The 15,916-nt window shown below is 69.5% G+C and carries 15 protein-coding genes; 7 read left to right on the top strand and 8 right to left on the bottom strand.

Features of this window, described 5'->3' with window-relative positions:
- From dhaM to dhaK, 3 genes are read right to left on the bottom strand one after another with little or no spacing between them, the layout of a single operon-like run.
- Positions 1-723, bottom strand: a complete 723-nt coding sequence (dhaM, locus tag BJK06_RS17685) for a dihydroxyacetone kinase phosphoryl donor subunit DhaM (RefSeq protein WP_070418993.1) — start codon at positions 721-723, stop codon at positions 1-3.
- A complete protein-coding gene (dhaL, locus tag BJK06_RS17680) occupies positions 720-1,346 on the bottom strand; it encodes a dihydroxyacetone kinase subunit DhaL (protein WP_070418992.1) in 627 nt (208 codons plus the stop codon). Before dhaL ends, dhaM begins: the two co-directional genes overlap by 4 nt.
- 57 nt (positions 1,347-1,403) lie before the next feature.
- The gene (dhaK, locus tag BJK06_RS17675; protein ID WP_070419595.1) at positions 1,404-2,405 is read right to left on the bottom strand and encodes a dihydroxyacetone kinase subunit DhaK; all 1,002 of its coding nucleotides are present in this window, start codon (positions 2,403-2,405) and stop codon (positions 1,404-1,406) included.
- A gap of 312 nt (positions 2,406-2,717) precedes the next feature.
- Between dhaK and BJK06_RS17670 the strand changes: the two genes are divergently transcribed.
- Positions 2,718-3,440: an MIP/aquaporin family protein gene (locus BJK06_RS17670; protein WP_070418991.1), complete on the top strand. Its 723-nt coding sequence runs from the start codon at positions 2,718-2,720 to the stop codon at positions 3,438-3,440.
- A gap of 45 nt (positions 3,441-3,485) precedes the next feature.
- Positions 3,486-4,997, top strand: coding sequence for a glycerol kinase GlpK (gene glpK, locus BJK06_RS17665; RefSeq protein WP_070418990.1), 1,512 nt, complete (start codon positions 3,486-3,488; stop codon positions 4,995-4,997).
- A gap of 81 nt (positions 4,998-5,078) precedes the next feature.
- Here the strand turns inward: glpK and trpD are convergent, their stop codons facing one another.
- The gene (gene trpD, locus BJK06_RS17660) at positions 5,079-6,134 is read right to left on the bottom strand and encodes an anthranilate phosphoribosyltransferase (protein ID WP_070418989.1); all 1,056 of its coding nucleotides are present in this window, start codon (positions 6,132-6,134) and stop codon (positions 5,079-5,081) included.
- 70 nt (positions 6,135-6,204) lie between these two features.
- Here trpD and BJK06_RS17655 point away from each other — a divergent pair, with 70 nt between their 5' ends.
- From BJK06_RS17655 to BJK06_RS17635, 5 genes are all read left to right on the top strand, one after another.
- Positions 6,205-6,843, top strand: coding sequence for a heme-copper oxidase subunit III (locus BJK06_RS17655; protein WP_031260857.1), 639 nt, complete (start codon positions 6,205-6,207; stop codon positions 6,841-6,843).
- A gap of 21 nt (positions 6,844-6,864) precedes the next feature.
- Positions 6,865-7,674: a cytochrome c gene (locus tag BJK06_RS17650; RefSeq protein ID WP_070418988.1), complete on the top strand. Its 810-nt coding sequence runs from the start codon at positions 6,865-6,867 to the stop codon at positions 7,672-7,674.
- A 33-nt stretch (positions 7,675-7,707) separates the two neighbouring features.
- The gene (locus BJK06_RS17645; RefSeq protein ID WP_070418987.1) at positions 7,708-8,775 is read left to right on the top strand and encodes a ubiquinol-cytochrome c reductase iron-sulfur subunit; all 1,068 of its coding nucleotides are present in this window, start codon (positions 7,708-7,710) and stop codon (positions 8,773-8,775) included.
- Entirely contained in the window at positions 8,775-10,460 is a 1,686-nt protein-coding gene (locus tag BJK06_RS17640) for a cytochrome bc complex cytochrome b subunit (protein WP_070418986.1), read from the top strand. The genes BJK06_RS17645 and BJK06_RS17640 overlap by 1 nt, the downstream gene beginning before the upstream one ends.
- Positions 10,461-10,628: 168 nt before the next feature.
- Positions 10,629-11,588 (top strand): phosphodiesterase, encoded by a 960-nt coding sequence (locus BJK06_RS17635; RefSeq protein WP_070418985.1) that lies wholly within the window; start codon positions 10,629-10,631, stop codon positions 11,586-11,588.
- Between the two features lie 96 nt (positions 11,589-11,684).
- Here BJK06_RS17635 and BJK06_RS17630 read toward each other — a convergent pair whose 3' ends face one another.
- The 4 genes from BJK06_RS17630 to BJK06_RS17615 all read right to left on the bottom strand — a co-directional run bounded on the left by BJK06_RS17630 (position 11,685) and on the right by BJK06_RS17615 (position 15,900).
- Positions 11,685-13,238: a stealth conserved region 3 domain-containing protein gene (locus BJK06_RS17630; protein ID WP_070418984.1), complete on the bottom strand. Its 1,554-nt coding sequence runs from the start codon at positions 13,236-13,238 to the stop codon at positions 11,685-11,687.
- A gap of 93 nt (positions 13,239-13,331) precedes the next feature.
- The gene (locus tag BJK06_RS17625) at positions 13,332-13,673 is read right to left on the bottom strand and encodes a DUF6804 family protein (protein WP_070418983.1); all 342 of its coding nucleotides are present in this window, start codon (positions 13,671-13,673) and stop codon (positions 13,332-13,334) included.
- A 113-nt stretch (positions 13,674-13,786) separates the two neighbouring features.
- A complete protein-coding gene (locus tag BJK06_RS17620; RefSeq protein ID WP_070418982.1) occupies positions 13,787-14,371 on the bottom strand; it encodes a GDSL-type esterase/lipase family protein in 585 nt (194 codons plus the stop codon).
- Positions 14,368-15,900: an SDR family oxidoreductase gene (locus BJK06_RS17615; RefSeq protein WP_070418981.1), complete on the bottom strand. Its 1,533-nt coding sequence runs from the start codon at positions 15,898-15,900 to the stop codon at positions 14,368-14,370. The genes BJK06_RS17620 and BJK06_RS17615 overlap by 4 nt, the downstream gene beginning before the upstream one ends.
- Between the last annotated feature and the right edge of the window lie 16 nt (positions 15,901-15,916).

The raw sequence follows: 15,916 nt of genomic DNA, 5'->3' as shown, positions 1-15,916 counted from the left end.
CTACTCGCCGAAGCCGGACCGCACGAGGGCCACGAGCGCGTCGACCGCGTCCTGCGCGTCGGCTCCGGTCCCCTCGATGGTCACCGACGCCCCCCTGGGCAGTGCGAGCGCCATGATCGCGAGCAGGCTCTTCGCGTCCACCCCGTTGACCCGGACCTCAGCGTCGAACCTGGCGGCCGTCTTCACGAACTCCGCGGCCGGCCGGGCGTGCAGGCCGCTCTCGTTCACGAGTTCCACCGTCTCGGACGCGGCCACGTCGTCGACGGGGCCGGTCCCGGAAACCGGCACCGCGCCTCCTGGGCCGTCGCCGGACGGACTGGAGGCGCGACTCGCGTCCGCCTCGGAGCCTGCGGCAGACGCGGCAGCGGCCAGGACCGCGTCGACGTCGCCACCGGTCTGTGCGGCGACGGCCGCGGCGACCGCGCCCTCGACCAGCGGGGCCTGCGAGACGTGCACGCGCGCCCGGACGTCGTCGTCGAGGAAGTCGAGCGCCGTGTCGGTGGTCAGGTACGCGGAGCCGAGGTCGCACAGGACGACCACTGCCTCGGCGTCGACGAGTTCCTCGATGCCGGCCGTGATGGCCTCGAACGAGGTGCCGATGCCGCCGTCGTCGGTGCCGCCGGCGGCCACGAGCGGGACGTCCGCCGCCATCTGCCGGGCGAGCTCGACGGTGCCGGTCGCGATCGCCGCGCTGTGCGAGACGATCAGGATCCCGACGGTCACGCGGCGTCCACGGCCGCGCGGAGGATGTACACGGTGGACTGCGCGCCCGGGTCGCGGTGCCCGACGGCACGTTCGCCGAGGTAGCTCGCGCGGCCCTTGTGGGCGACCAGCGGGTCGGTCGACTCCGCGCCGGTCACGGCCGCGTCGGCGGCGGCGGCGAGCACCTGCTCGGGGCTGTCCCCGGCGGCGGCCGCGGCGCCGGCGGCGTCGACCGCGGGCGACCAGGCGTCGACCATGGTCTTGTCGCCGACGGCCGCCTTGCCCCGGGACACGATGCCGTCGCGGGCTGCGGTCAGCACCTGGACGAGCGTGTCGGCGTCGAGCTCCGCGGCGTCCCCGGCGGCCTGTGCGGCCTTGAGGTACGCGGTCCCGAACAGCGGACCCGCGGCACCGCCGACCGTCGAGATGAGCTTCGTCGCGACGACCTTGAGCACGGCTCCGGGGGTGTCGAACGAACCGGCGTCCACGGCCTCGAGCACGGCACGGAAGCCGCGGTCGAGGTTCTCACCGTGGTCGCCGTCGCCGATCTCCCGGTCGAGCGTGACGAGCTCGGCCCGGTGCTCGTCGATCGTCGCGGCGGTGCGTCGGACCCAGTCGATGGCCCATGCGGTGTCGAGCGCCAATTCGTGTTCCTTCCTGCGTCCGGCTCCGTTCACGGGCCGGGTCGTGGTGCGGTGGGTTCAGCGTCCCCAGCGCAGTGCCGGGGTCTCCACCGGTGCGTCCCAGAGGGCGGTGAGTTCGTCGTCGAGCACCGTGACGGTGAGCGAGAACCCCTGCATCTCGAGGGATGTCACGTAGTCGCCGACCAGGCTACGCGTGACGTCGAACCCGCGGTCGGTGAGGACCTCGGCGGCGCGTCGGTAGGCGATGTAGAGCTCGGAGAGGGGCGTGCCGCCCATGCCGTTCACGAGGAGCAGCAGCTTCGACCCGGCGGGAGCGGCGAGGTCGGTGAGGATCGGTTCGAGCACGCGGTCCACGAGCTCGTCGGCCGGGGCCATCGGGATGCGTTCGCGGCCGGGCTCGCCGTGGATGCCGATGCCGAGCTCGACCTCGTCGTCGGCGAGGGTGAACGACGGCTCGCCGGCGTGCGGGACGGTGCCGGAGGCGAGTGCGAGCCCCATCGAGCGCGTGACGTCGTTCACGTGCCGGGCGACGGCGGCGACGGCGTCGAGGTCGTCCCCTCGCTCGGCTGCGGCGCCCGCGCACTTCTCGACGACGACGGTGCCGGCGACCCCGCGTCGGCCGGCCGTGTAGAGCGAGTCCTGCACGGCGACGTCGTCGTCCACCACGACGGACTCGACCCGGACGTCGTCCATGCCGGCGAGTTCGGCGGCGGTCTCGAAGTTGAGGACGTCGCCGGTGTAGTTCTTCACGATGTGGAGCACACCCGCTCCCCCGTCGACGGCCTTCGTCGCGGCGACGATCGGGTCCGGTGTGGGACTCGTGAACACCGGCCCCGGCACCGCGGCGTCGAGCATGCCGTACCCGACGAACCCGGCGTGCAGCGGCTCGTGTCCGCTGCCCCCGCCGCTGACGATCCCGACCTTGCCGGACACCGGAGCGTCCGCGCGGTGGATGTGGATCGGGTCCTCGACCAGCACGACGTGGCCGGCGTGGGCACGGGCGAACCCGCGCACGGTCTCGTCGACCACGGCCTGCGGATCGTTGATGAGCTTCTTCATGCTGACCTCCACGGAGTGCGGGCGATCGCGAGGCAGCACCGCCGTCGTCGACCGGAGTGCCCTCAATCTACATCGCCGCCCCGGGCGAGCGTTCCCCCCGTGTGCACGTTCGTGCACCGACCCGGGGGCGGCCCACCGACCTCGGATGCGCGGGCGCACACCGTGCATGCACGTTCGTGCACAATCGCGCACTTCCCTCACGAATGCATCGCCATCCGTCGATGCCCGTCAGTATGCTCGGCCCCAATCACTCAACGGGGAGTGCCGGCGCTGTACCACCGGACCCCCACCCTCACGCACTGGAGGTCACCGATGGACGGCATCGGCGTCAATTTCCTCTCCGAGCTCGTCGGCACGGCGATGCTCATCATCCTGGGTGGCGGCGTCGTCGCCGCTGTCTCGCTGACGAAGTCCAAGGGCTTCGGAGCCGGCTTCCTCATGGTGACGATCGGTTGGGGCTTCGCGGTCTTCGCCGGTGTCACCGTGTCGTACAAGTCCGGCGGCCAGCTCAACCCCGCGGTGAGCCTCGCGCAGGCCATCCTGGGCAACATCACCATCGGTGAGATGTTCCTCTACTGGCTCGCCCAGCTGATCGGCGCGATCATCGGTGCGGTCATCGTCTGGCTGGCCTACAAGCAGCACTTCGACGAGGAACCCGACGCGGCCGCGAAGCTCGGCGTCTTCTCCACCGGCCCGGCGATCCGCACGTACGGCTGGAACCTCGTCACCGAGATCATCGGCACCTTCGTGCTCGTCTTCGTGGTCATCGCCTTCACCAACGGCAAGACCCCGGCCGAGCTCGGCGCCATCCCGGTCGCCTTCCTCGTGATCGCGATCGGTGTCAGCCTCGGTGGCCCGACCGGCTACGCGATCAACCCTGCCCGTGACCTCGGCCCCCGCATCGCGCACGCCTTCCTGCCGATCAAGGGCAAGGGCTCGAGCGACTGGGCCTACGCCTGGGTGCCGGTCGTCGGCCCCCTCGTCGGTGGTGCCCTCGCAGCCGGGCTGTCGTACGCACTCCTGCCCCTCGCCTGATCCACCCTCACCACACCCACCCGAGCAAGACCGTTAGGAGCACCAATGGCCGACTACATCGTCGCCATCGACCAGGGCACGACCTCCACCCGAGCGATCGTCTTCGACCACTCCGGCTCGATCGTGTCCGTCGGACAGAAGGAGCACGAGCAGATCTTCCCGCGCGCCGGGTGGGTCGAGCACGACCCGTCGGAGATCTGGGACAACACCCGTGAGGTCATCGGCCAGGCCCTGTCCCGCGCCGACATCACCCGCCACGACGTCGCGGCGGTCGGCATCACGAACCAGCGCGAGACCGCGGTGGTCTGGGACAAGAACACCGGCAAGCCGGTCTACAACGCGATCGTCTGGCAGGACACCCGCACGCAGTCGATCGTCGACAAGCTCGCCGACGGCGACACCGACCGCTACAAGTCGGTCGTCGGTCTGCCGCTGGCGACGTACTTCGCCGGCACCAAGATCGTCTGGATCCTCGAGAACGTCGAGGGTGCGCGCGAGAAGGCAGAGGCGGGCGACCTGCTCTTCGGCACCACAGACACCTGGGTCCTCTGGAACCTGACCGGTGGCGTCGACGGCGGCGTCCACAAGACCGACGTCACGAACGCGTCCCGCACGCTGTTCATGGACCTCGAGACGCTCGAGTGGCGCGACGACATCCTCGCCGACTTCGGTGTGCCGAAGTCGATGCTCCCCGAGATCGTCAGCTCCTCCGAGGTCTACGGCCACGTCGAGTCCTCGAACCTCCTCCGCGAGGTCCCGATCGCCGGCATCCTCGGCGACCAGCAGGCCGCGACGTTCGGCCAGGCGGCGTTCGACCAGGGCGAGTCGAAGAACACCTACGGCACGGGCAACTTCCTCATCTTCAACACGGGCACGGAGATCGTCCGCTCGGAGAACGGGCTGCTCACGACCGTCGGCTACAAGCTCGGCGACCAGGAGACGCACTACGCGCTCGAGGGTTCGATCGCCGTCACGGGCTCGCTCATCCAGTGGCTCCGCGACAACCTCGGCCTGATCGGCAGCGCCCCGGAGGTCGAGGCCCTCGCCAAGACCGTCGAGGACAACGGCGGTGTCTACTTCGTCCCGGCGTTCTCGGGGCTCTTCGCGCCGTACTGGCGTCCGGATGCCCGCGGTGCGATCGTCGGCCTCACCCGATACGTCAACAAGGGCCACATCGCCCGTGCCGCCCTCGAGGCGACGGCGCTGCAGACCCGCGAGGTCCTCGACGCCGTCAACGCGGACTCCGGTGTGGACCTCACCGAGCTCAAGGTCGACGGCGGCATGACCGCCAACGACGCGCTCATGCAGTTCCAGGCGGACATCCTGAACGTGCCGGTCGTCCGTCCGGTCGTCGCGGAGACGACGGCGCTCGGCGCGGCCTACGCGGCCGGGCTCGCGGTCGGGTTCTGGGCGAACCTCGACGAGCTCCGTGCCAACTGGCAGGAGGACAAGCGCTGGGAGCCGCAGCTCGACGAAGCCGAGCGCGAGCGCACCCTGCGCCTCTGGAAGAAGGCCGTCACGAAGACGTTCGACTGGGTCGACGAGGACGTCCAGTAGTCTCGTCCTGAGGTGACCGCCTGGAGGCGCGGTGCCGGTCCCACGGACCGGCACCGCGCCTCCGCTGTGTTGCGTCTGCGCTCACGCGACGGGGGTCGCGCCCACCCAGTCGGCCAGCTTGCGCGCGGCGGCGCCCGAGTCGATCGCGTCGGCCGCGACGACCAGCTGCTCGCGGAAGCGCTGCAGGATCGGGCGGTCGACCTCGGCCGGGTCCTCCGCCAGGCGGAAGGACACCAGGCCGGCGGCGGCGTTGAGCAGGACGATGTCGCGCACCGGACCGGTCTCCCCCGCGAGGACGCGGTGCACCACGGCGGCGTTGTGCTCCGGGTCGCCGCCGAGCAGGTCCTCGATCCGGGCCCGGGCGATCCCGAGGTCGCGCGGGTCGAGGTCGTGCTCGGTGACGCGGCCGCCGGTGACCTCCCAGATGTGGCTGTGCCCGGTCGTCGTCAGCTCGTCGAGGCCGTCGTCGCCGCGGAACACGAGCGCGGTCGCCCCGCGGGTCTGGAACACGCCCGTGATGATCGGGACGAGCTCGAGCTGCGCCACGCCCACGGCGTTTGCCTCGCACCGTGCGGGGTTGACGAGCGGACCGAGGAAGTTGAACACCGTCGGGACGCCGATCTCGCGGCGGACGGGTCCGGCGTGCGCGAACCCGGGGTGGAAGGCGCTCGCGAACGCGAAGGTCAGTCCGACACGCCGGAACGTGTCCGCGACACGCGCGGCGTCCATCGTCAGGTCGAGTCCGAGTGCGGCGAGGACGTCGCTCGACCCGGACTTCGAGGAGCTCGCCTTGTTGCCGTGCTTCACGACGGGGACACCCGCGGCGGCGATCACGATCGCGCTCATCGTCGAGACGTTCACCGTGCCGACGACGTCGCCGCCGGTGCCCACGATGTCGAGCGCCATCGGGTCGACGTCGAGCGGGACGGCCGCGTCGAGGATCGCGTCGCGGAAACCGACGACCTCGTCGACGGTCTCGCCCTTGGCGCGGAGGGCCACGACGAAGGCGGCGATCTGCGCCGGGGTGGCCCGACCTGCCACGATCTCCTGCATGGCCCATGTGGACTGGCTGATCGTCAGGTCTTCGCGCGCCATGAGCGCGCTGATCACGGCAGGCCAGGTGAGAGCGTCGAGCATGCTCTGATCGTAGTGAATTCGAGAGACCCGCCAGTTGGCTGCGAAAACACTGTCCGTGGTTTCGGCCATAATGGAGTCTGTGACTAGCACCCCTCTCTCCAGATCCGCCAGCGGTCCGGTCCTGAACAGGCCGAACGCCGTTGCCGTGGGGACGATCGTGTGGCTGGGCAGCGAGGTCATGTTCTTCGCCGGCCTGTTCGCGATCTACTTCACGTTGCGCAGCACCTCGCCCGAACTCTGGGCGACCGAGACCGCCAAGCTCGAGGTGCCCTTCGCCTCGGTGAACACGATCATCCTGGTGCTGTCCAGCTTCGCCTGCCAGTTCGCGGTCTTCGCGGCCGAGCGCTTCCAGGTACACCGGACGAGCTGGAACCCCAAGGACTGGGGCATGACGGAGTGGTTCTTCGTCACGTACTGCATGGGCGCGATCTTCGTCTGCGGCCAGATCTTCGAGTACGCGAACCTCTGGCACGAGGGCGTGACGCTCTCCTCCAGCGCTTACGGTTCGGCCTTCTACATGACCACCGGGTTCCACGGTCTGCACGTCACGGGTGGCCTCATCGCCTTCCTGCTGACGCTCGGCCGCGGGTTCGCCGCCAAGAACTTCGGTCACAAGGAAGCGACCACCGCGATCGTCGTGTCGTACTACTGGCACTTCGTCGACGTCGTCTGGATCGGCCTCTTCGCCGTCATCTACCTTCTCAAGTAGGAACTGGATAGCCCCCACCGCATGTTCAACAGAACCAAGTCCAAGAAGGGCCGCCGTTCACCGATGGCGACCGTGTCGCTCATCGTCGTCGGTCTCATGACCACCGGCGGTGCGTATGCGCTGTTCAGCTCCACGGCGAACGCCGACGACAGCACGAGCACCGTAGCGGCCTCGAGCCAGTCGAAGGTGAACGAGGGCCAGAAGCTCTTCGCCTCGAACTGCGCCACCTGCCACGGCCTCTCCGCGCAGGGCACCAGCGAGGGTCCGTCCCTCATCGGTGTCGGTGCCGCGTCCGTCGACTTCCAGGTCGGCACCGGCCGCATGCCGATGGCCGCCCAGGGCCCCCAGGCCGAAGAGAAGCCCGCGCAGTTCACGGACGAGCAGATCGACGCACTCGCCGAGTACGTCGCGTCGCTCGGCCCCGGCCCGGCGGTTCCCTCCGAGAGCCTGACCAACGGCGAGGACGGCGACGCCGCCGAAGGTGCGGAGCTCTTCCGCATCAACTGCGCCATGTGCCACAACGTGGCCGGCACCGGCGGTGCCCTGACCGAGGGCAAGTATGCGCCGAACCTGCAGTCGGTGTCCGGCAAGCACATCTACGAGGCCATGGTCACTGGCCCGCAGAACATGCCGGTGTTCAACGACCTGAACCTCACCCCCGAGCAGAAGGCCGACATCATCACGTACCTCAAGTACGTGCAGGACAACAAGTCGCCCGGCGGGTTCGCACTCGGCTCCCTCGGCCCGGTGGCAGAGGGTCTGTTCATCTGGATCTTCGGACTCGGCGCGGTCGTCGCGATGACCGTCTGGCTGACCGCGAAGTCCAACTGATCGTCCGTGTCGAACGACACTGAAGGGAACACCATGGCAGAGCACGACGACGAGGCACTGAACTCGTCCTCGGCTGTCGAGAAGCACGGCACGACCACCACCTCGGCCGGGATCGCGGTCCTGCCGACGGACCCGTTCGAGAACCCGGGCGAGCCGCCGCACCGCGCACGCCGCACCGATGTCGACCCGAAGAAGCAGCGCCTGGCCGAGCGTCAGGTCGCCACGTTCTTCTACCTGTCGATCGTGGGCAGTGTCCTCGCGATCGCGGCCTACGTCGCCTTCCCGATCGACTCCGACGACTTCGGGACCGTCCGGACCGCCAACCTCTGGCTCGGCCTCTCGATCGCCCTCGCCCTGCTCGCGCTGGGCCTCGGCGCCGTGTACTGGTCGAAGTCGCTCGTGGTGGACCGCGAGATCACCGAGCTCCGCCACGGCACCCGAGGCACCGACGCGACCCGCGCCAAGGCGGTCGAGGCGTTCCAGCTCGCCGACAAGGAGTCCGGCTTCAGCCGTCGCAAGCTGATCCGCAACTCGATGATCGGCGCCCTGGCGGCCTTCCCCCTCCCGGGCATCGTCCTCGTGCGCGACCTCGCGCCCGCGGCCGACCCGAACGAACTCCTCCGCCACACCATGTGGGCGAAGGGCACGCGCCTGACGAAGGACCCGACGGGTCTGCCGATCAAGGCGTCCGACGTGACCATCGGTTCGGTGTTCCACGTCATCCCGGACGGCATGCTCGACAAGGAGGACATGCTCGAGGAGAAGGCCAAGGCCTCCGTCCTCCTCATGCGCCTCGACCCCAAGGACCTCAACCCCTCCAAGGGCCACGAGAACTGGGGCTACGACGGCATCGTCGCGTACTCGAAGATCTGCACCCACGTCGGATGCCCGGTCGCCCTGTACGAACAGCAGACGCACCACCTGCTCTGCCCGTGCCACCAGTCGACCTTCGATGTCTCGAACAACTGCGAGGTCATCTTCGGGCCGGCGGCACGCCCCCTCCCCCAACTTCCGATCGCGATCGACGACGACGGCTACCTGGTTGCGCAGAGCGACTTCCACGAGCCCGTCGGCCCGTCCTTCTGGGAGCGTGAACGCTGATGAGCAGCACGACCACCAACGCACCCGCGTCGTCGACCACCAAGCCGGCACCGGAGCGCGGATCCCGCATCATCGGCGGGGTCGCCAACTACATCGACGAGCGCACGAGCATCTCGGGCCTCGTGAAGGAGGTCGGGCGCAAGATCTTCCCCGACCACTGGAGCTTCATGCTCGGCGAGGTGGCGCTGTACAGCTTCGTCGTCGTCCTGCTGTCCGGTACCTTCCTCACGTTCTTCTTCCAGGCGTCCATGGCCGAGGTGGTCTACCACGGCTCGTACGTCCCGCTGAAGGGCATCGAGATGTCGACCGCACTGCAGTCGACGCTCAACATCTCGTTCGACATCCGCGGCGGGCTCTTCGTCCGGCAGATCCACCACTGGGCGGCCCTGCTGTTCGTGGCCTCGATCATGCTGCACATGGCCCGCGTGTTCTTCACCGGCGCCTTCCGCAAGCCGCGTGAGCTCAACTGGGTGTTCGGCTTCATCCTGTGGGTCCTGGCCATGGCCGAGGGCTTCACGGGCTACTCGCTCCCCGACGACCTGCTCTCCGGCAACGGTCTGCGCATCATCGTCGGCATGATCGAGGGTGTGCCGGTCATCGGCGTCTGGATCGCCTACCTGCTCTTCGGTGGCGAGTTCCCGGGTACCGACATCGTCGGCCGCCTCTACACGCTGCACATCCTGCTGCTCCCGGCGATCCTCGTCGCGGTGCTCGGCGTCCACCTCGTGCTGGTCGTCATCAACAAGCACACGCAGTTCGCCGGCCCCGGCAAGACGAACGAGAACGTCGTCGGCGTGCCGATCCTCCCGGCGTTCGCGGCGAAGGCCGGTGGGTTCTTCTTCATCGTCGCGGGCATCCTCGCCCTCATCGCGTCGCTGTTCACGATCAACCCGATCTGGAACTACGGCCCGTACGACCCCTCCCCGGTGTCCGCCGGTACCCAGCCCGACTGGTACATCGGCTTCGCCGACGGCGCGCTCCGTCTGGTTCCGCCGCACTGGGAGGTCGTGTGGTTCGGCTACACGGTGTCGTTCAACATCCTCGTGCCGATCGCGGTGCTGGTGTTCCTCATCCTCGCCATCTTCATCTACCCCTTCATCGAGGGTTGGGTCACCGGCGACAAGCGTGAACACCACATCCTCGACCGCCCGCGCAACGCCCCGACCCGCACGGCGTTCGGCGCCGCCGGCATCACGCTCTACGCGAGCCTCTGGGCCGCCGCGTCGTCGGACATCATCGCGACCCACTTCTACGTGTCGATCGACCACGTCATCCACGTGATCCAGGCCACGACGGTCCTCGGCCCGTTCGTCGCCTTCTGGATCACGAAGCGCGTGTGCCTCGCCCTGCAGAAGAAGGACCGCGAGATCGTCCTGCACGGGTACGAGTCCGGACGCATCGTGCGACTCCCCCACGGCGAGTACATCGAGGTGCACGAGCAGCTCGACGAGTACGAGCGTTGGAAGCTCCTGCAGTTCAACGAGTACAAGCCGCTCATGATCCGTCCGAACGCCCGAGGCAAGATCTCGAGCCTGCAGAAGGCCCGCGCCAGCATGTCGCGCTTCTTCTTCGAGGACCGGATCACCCCGGTGTCCAAGGCCGAGCTCGAGGCTGCGCACGCCGCGCACCACGGCCCGGACCTCGAAGCCGGACACGAAGCGCCCGCGGTCGAGTCGAAGCACTAGGCACCCCGCGCACCGGAACCCCCGTCACCTCGGTGGCGGGGGTTCCGTCGTGCGTGCGGGAACACGCCGTGCCGCGTTCACGTTCGATTCACCGACACGTGCTGGACTCGTCCAGGACGGTGTGGCACTGTGTTGCACCACGCACCCGACCAACGGAATGAGACCCCGATGGACAGCCGGACGGCCGAACACCCCAGGCCGAACCACTTCCTGCTCCACCTCAGCGACACCCATCTCGTGGCGGGTGACGGCGACCTCTACGGTGACGTCGACTCAGCTGCGCGGCTCGGCCAGATCATCGCCGACATCGAGTCGTCGGGGACGCGTCCCGAGGCCATCGTCGTCACGGGCGACGTCGCCGACAAGGGCGAACCCGGCGCGTACGCCCGCATCCGCGACATCGTCGAGCCGGCCGCGCGGCGGATCGGCGCACAGGTCATCTGGGCGATGGGCAACCACGACGAGCGGGGCGCCTTCCGGCAGGAGCTGTTCGGGCTCCAGCCGACCGATCGTCCGGTCGACTTCGTGTACGACGTGAACGGCCTCCGGGTGATCACCCTCGACACGAGCGTGCCCGGCGCCCACCACGGCGAGGTCTCCCCCGAGCAGCTCGACTGGCTGGCCGAGGTCCTGTCGGAGCAGGCACCGCACGGCACCATCCTGGCGATGCACCACCCGCCGGTGCCGAGCGTGCAGGACCTCGCCGTCCTCGTCGAGCTCCGCGACCAGGCCGCCCTGGCCGAGGTCGTCGAGGGCAGTGACGTCATCGCCATCATCGCCGGCCACCTGCACTACTCGACGAGTGCCGTCTTCGCGGGCATCCCCGTGTCGGTGGCGAGTGCCACGTGCTACACCCAGGACCTCACCGAGTACCAGGGCGGCACCCGTGGGCAGGACGGCGCGCAGTCGTTCAACCTCGTGCACGTCTACGGCCACAACGTGGTGCACTCGGTCGTGCCGATCGGGCACTACGCCACGGTCGGCGAGCCGGTGTCGTCCGCCCAGACCGAGGCTCGGCTCGCTGCGGCCGGCGTGACGATCCCGGCGGCTGCGGAGCCCGCGCCGGTGACGTCGAGCATCCCGGTATTCACGCTCGACTCCGTGCCGGTCTCCCCCGTCCACCGGTAGGCCGCCGCACTTCGTGAGCAGGAATGGTCGGGTCCGCGCTGTGGACCCGACCATTTCTGCTCATCATGCGCCGGCGCGGGGCGCGCGCGTCGGGCCTCAGCCCGCGGGGCGCTCCCACGGCGCCGGGAACGGGAAGTACTTCTCGAGGAAGTCCGTCACCCGCTGCGTCCGCTCCTCGTCGCTGACCTCGGGGAAGCTCCCGTCGTTCAGGCAGAAGAAGTCCGCATTCCGCTTCTTGAGCAGGTCGCCGAGCGCCCGCAGACCGGACTGCATCGTCGTGTCGATGTACCGCACCTCGGCGTTCTCCTGCACGATCGCCCGGCCGGTGAGCAGCGAGTAGTAGTGGTACAGCGAGTTCGTCACCGAGATGTTCTCGGCAGCACGGAACCGTGAGGCCGCGGTGGCCGCGAACTCGTCGGCGAACTCGTGCTCCATCTCGGTCATGATCGAGGCGCGCAACGGGGTCGGCGCGTGCTCGAGGTGCCGGGTCGTCACCGCGCCGAACCGCTGCTGCAGGAGTCGGCGGTTGACCCGGGCGGAGTTCTCGAACCCGCTGCGTGCCGGGTTGTTCGACCCGAGGCCGATCCGCGTCGTCGCGAGGATGAACTTCGTCACCGAGCCCGGGCTGAAGAACACCGAGGGGTCGACCAGGCGGCCGAAGAACATGTCGTCGTTCGAGTAGATGAAGTGCTCGCTGATGCCCGGGATGTGGTGCAGCTGCGACTCGACGGCCTGCGAGTTGTGCGTCGGCAGGACGGAGGGGTCGGCGAAGAACTCCTCGGAGCGGACGATGCGCACCTTGGGGTGGTCGGCGAGCCAGGCGGGCGCCGGGGAGTCCGTGGCGATGTAGATCTGCCGGATCCACGGCGCGAACGTGTGCACCGACCGGAGGGCGTACTTCAGCTCGTCGATCTGGCGGAATCGGGCGGGTGCGTCGTCGCCCTCGCCCAGGACCGCTCCGGACTGCGCTGCCTGTCGTGCCCGCTGGTACTCGATGGCGTTGCCGTCGACCCACGAGAACACGATGTCGATCGGGAACCGGATGTCGGACACGTGGTCGTCGAACATGTGCTCGACCGTGCGCCAGGTGCGGCCGTACCGCTCGATGTCGACGAGCACGAACTCGTCGACGGGCAGGCTGCGGCGCATCAGGGCGTTCTCGACGGGCGCGAGGACCTCGGTGTCGGTGACTCGCCAGAACTCGAGCTGCACGCTCGTCTCGGCGCCGTAGCGCAGGCGTCCGAGCGGCTCGAGGCGCGGCCGGAACACGCGCAGGACGGGCTCGTCGACGGAGCCGAGGCCGTCGTCGATGACGAGCACCGCGGGCTTCCCCGGGGGCTTCGCGTAGAGGGGCTCGTTCGCCGCGGCTGCCATCACGGCACTCTCCGCGCGCTGCCGGTCGCGCTCGTCGAGGGCGATCACCGGCCGCTGGTCGTTGCCGCGGATGAGCAGGTGGTCGACGTCACCGGCGGTGAGGGCGTCGTCGAGGAACAGGAGGTCCTCGATCATCGACTGCTGCGGCGTCAGGTGCCCGTTGACGAGCGTCAGGCGTCCCTTCCGCACGACGACGTCGGGACGTTCGAGACCGCCGGAGGACGGTCGAGGGTTCAGCAGAGGACTCTCGGTCACCGGCTCGGTCTCGTTGCTCATCCACACCCTTCGGATCAGTGCGCCGGACCCGTTTGCCCGGCGACTCATCCTACCGTCCGGGCGGACGCTCGGTCCGCTCCTCGGTCGCCCGGGCTAGGGCCTGGAGGCGCTGCTCGCCTCCGCCTCGCGTGGCACCTTCACGACGATGCCGACAACGATGAACAGTGCGGCCGCGACGAGCTGCAGTGCCGCCCACACCTCGCCGGGGATCGGCACGACCGCGAGCGGGTTCCAGCAGACGGCGATCGCGGCCATCAGGAGCGCCGCCCACCACGTCCGCCCCCGCACGGCGAAGACGAGGACGATGAGGCTGAGCACGGTGACACCCCAGCGGGCGAACACGAAGCCGGACGAGTCGACGATCGCGACGCAGGCGAGGAGCACGATCGCCGCGATCAGCGACGGGGCGAGGGCGGGCCGGGTGAACGGCGGCAACTCGCGCCCTGCCCCTCGGCCAGACACCGAGCCCGACCGCGTCGGCTCTGCCCCGCCCACCGGCACGCCGTGCAGCGACGATCCCGCCGGTGGTCGACCCTTCCGTCCTGCCATCAGGCGGTGGCCCCGTCGAGGTCGATCGCCTGGATGGACCGGGACATCGGCGGGAGCTCGCGCACCCGTTCGAGCGCGGGCACGAGCTCGGCGACGTACGCCCGGTAGCCGTCCTCGGTGAGGTGCAGGCCGTCGTCGGTGAACCGGTCGTCGAGGTGGTCGCCGTCGGCGAGGGCCGGCCACGCGTCGAGGTACTGGGCGTGGCAGGTGGCGACGAACTGGCGGAGGTGCCGGTTCGCCTCCTCGATCTTGGCCGTGTACTCCGCCTGCCGCGGCAGGATGGAGACGAGGAGCAGTCGGACGCCCGGGAGCTCGCGGCGGAGGGTCACGAGCACGGACTCGACCCCGCGGACGACGTGCTCGACGCTCTTGCGGTGGTTGCCGAAGTCGTTCGTGCCGATGAGCAGGACGATGACCTCGGGCTGCTCGGCCACGACGGCGTCCAGGCGTGCGAGGACCCCGTCGGTCGTGTCACCGCCGACGCCCTGGTTGACGGTCCGCTCGTCGGGCAGCCAGGCGTCCCACGACCCCTGCTCGGTGATGCTGTCGCCCAGGAACAGGACGCTCGTGCGTTCCTCGGTCATGCTGCCTCCTCGTGTGCGGGTTCCGGGTTCCCATTCTGCTGGGTCCAGTTCCGCCCCGTCGACTCGGTGTGCTCGGACTCCCGCTCGGCGGCCGCGGTGATGCGCTCGACCATCCCGGGGAAGATCACGCCGTGGAACGGCAGGATCGAGTACCAGTACAGGCGGCCCGCGAGCCCCTGCGGGAAGTAGATCGCCCGCTGCCGGTAGTCGCTGCCACCGTCGTCCGCGGGTGTCACGGTCATCTCGAGCCAGGCGCGGCCCGGGGACTTGAACTCGGCGCGCAGTCGCAGGTAGCGCCCGCGCTCGAGCCGCTCCACGCGCCACCAGTCGAGGGCGTCGCCCTGTTCGAGGCGCTTCTGGTCGCGGCGACCGCGGTTCAGGCCGACTCCCCCGGCGAGCTTGTCCATCCACCCGCGGGCCACCCAGGCGAGCGGGAACGAGTACCACCCGTTCTCGCCGCCGATCGACTCGACGACCCGCCAGACGTCGTCCGCAGATGCGGCCGAGTGGCGCTTGCGGTCGTCGACGTAGACGGTGTGGCCGGCCCAGTCCGGGTCGCTCGGCAGCGGGTCCGCGGGGGTGGCCGCGAGCGTCGCGTTCCGCCAACTGGTCTCGACCTCGCCGGTGCGCATGCGGCTCAGGGCGAGACGGACCGCGCGGCGGTACCCGGTCAGCCCGCCCTCCGGCCGCGGCACCACGTCGTCGATGTCGTGCTCGCGCTGGACGCACTCGAACTGGAGCGACTCGATGATCGGCTTGGCGAGCTTCCGCGGGATCGGCGTCACGATGTTGAACCAGTGCGCCGCGAGCCCCGGGGTGAGGACGGGCAGGGGCGAGATCGGGCGCTGCGGGAGCTTCGCCTCCACCGCGTACCCGTTGAGCATCTGCCCGTAGCGGAGGACGTCCGGGCCGCCGATGTCGAACGTGCGGTTCACGTCGGCGGGGATGTCGAGCGCCTTGACGAGGTAGTAGAGGACGTCACGGACGGCGATCGGCTGGATGCGGTTCCGGACCCACCGCGGCGCCGGCATCCACGGCAGGACGTCGGTGACGTGGCGGATCATCTCGAACGAGGTGCTGCCGGACCCGATCACCACGCCTGCCTGGTACGCGATCGTCGGGACGCCGGAGTGGAGCAGGACGTCCCCGACCTCCTTGCGGCTGCGGAGGTGCTTCGAGAGCTCGCCGTCGGGGTGCAGGCCGCCGAGGTACACGAACCGCCGCACGCCGGCGGCCGATGCCTCGCGCGCCATGGTCTCGGCAGCGTCCCGCTCGGCCCGCTCGAAGTCGCCGTCCGCGCCCATCGCGTGGGCGAGGTAGTAGACGGCCTCGATGTCGGCGACGGCCCGGCGCACCGCGTCGGCGTCCTGCAGGTCGCCGGCGGTGATCTCGACGTCGTCGTGCCAGGGAACGTCCTGCAGCTTCCGGGGCGTGCGGACGAAGACGCGGACGGTGTGACCGGCTTCGAGGAGACGTGGGACGAGACGACCGCCGATGTAGCCGGTGGCCCCGGTGACGAGGACGCGCATGCGGGGCACGGTACGC

This window comes from Curtobacterium sp. BH-2-1-1 (genome assembly GCF_001806325.1).
Taxonomy (GTDB): domain Bacteria; phylum Actinomycetota; class Actinomycetes; order Actinomycetales; family Microbacteriaceae; genus Curtobacterium.
This window is presented reverse-complemented; position numbering and strand designations above follow the sequence as displayed.

Coding starts and splice junctions, on each gene's coding strand:
- BJK06_RS17635 (WP_070418985.1), top strand. CDS start 10,629: ATGGACAGCCGGACGGCCGAACACCCCAGGCCGAACCACTTCCTGCTC.
- glpK (WP_070418990.1), top strand. CDS start 3,486: ATGGCCGACTACATCGTCGCCATCGACCAGGGCACGACCTCCACCCGA.
- BJK06_RS17620 (WP_070418982.1), bottom strand. CDS start 14,371: ATGACCGAGGAACGCACGAGCGTCCTGTTCCTGGGCGACAGCATCACC.
- BJK06_RS17640 (WP_070418986.1), top strand. CDS start 8,775: ATGAGCAGCACGACCACCAACGCACCCGCGTCGTCGACCACCAAGCCG.
- BJK06_RS17655 (WP_031260857.1), top strand. CDS start 6,205: ATGGAGTCTGTGACTAGCACCCCTCTCTCCAGATCCGCCAGCGGTCCG.
- BJK06_RS17670 (WP_070418991.1), top strand. CDS start 2,718: ATGGACGGCATCGGCGTCAATTTCCTCTCCGAGCTCGTCGGCACGGCG.
- BJK06_RS17615 (WP_070418981.1), bottom strand. CDS start 15,900: ATGCGCGTCCTCGTCACCGGGGCCACCGGCTACATCGGCGGTCGTCTC.
- BJK06_RS17650 (WP_070418988.1), top strand. CDS start 6,865: ATGTTCAACAGAACCAAGTCCAAGAAGGGCCGCCGTTCACCGATGGCG.
- trpD (WP_070418989.1), bottom strand. CDS start 6,134: ATGCTCGACGCTCTCACCTGGCCTGCCGTGATCAGCGCGCTCATGGCG.
- BJK06_RS17645 (WP_070418987.1), top strand. CDS start 7,708: ATGGCAGAGCACGACGACGAGGCACTGAACTCGTCCTCGGCTGTCGAG.
- dhaK (WP_070419595.1), bottom strand. CDS start 2,405: ATGAAGAAGCTCATCAACGATCCGCAGGCCGTGGTCGACGAGACCGTG.
- BJK06_RS17630 (WP_070418984.1), bottom strand. CDS start 13,238: ATGAGCAACGAGACCGAGCCGGTGACCGAGAGTCCTCTGCTGAACCCT.